1 protein-coding gene is annotated in these 345 nt (G+C 60.0%); it reads left to right on the forward strand.

The features are described from left to right. Positions 1-41 precede the first annotated feature (41 nt). Positions 42-345, forward strand: a 304-nt coding sequence (locus tag SB772_RS39565; protein ID WP_410838461.1) for a sigma factor, incomplete at its 3' end; no start/stop codon positions are given.

The raw sequence follows: 345 nt of genomic DNA on the forward strand, positions 1-345 counted from the left end.
CGCGGCCCAGCATCAAATAAGCTTCCACAAGGAGAAGCCAGATGCAGGCGTTCGAGAATTCACCGCGACGATCCTTTGCCACCGACGAAGTAACACTTGTCCGACGGGCGTCCACAGGCGACGCGCAGGCGATCCGCGAGATCATCCGGTTTCACAATCAGCGGCTCTACCGGCTTGTCCGGGCGGTTCTTCACAGCAATGCGGAAGCTGAGGAAGCGCTGCAGGACACCTATCTCCAAGCCTTCTCAAAGCTTGCCGCTTTCGACGGCGCGGCGTCGCTCTCGACCTGGCTTTCGCGTATCGCACTGAACACTGCCTTCATGTGGTTGCGCGCCGAAAAGCGGC

The organism is Paraburkholderia sp. SIMBA_030, from assembly GCF_046535245.1.
Taxonomy (GTDB): domain Bacteria; phylum Pseudomonadota; class Gammaproteobacteria; order Burkholderiales; family Burkholderiaceae; genus Paraburkholderia.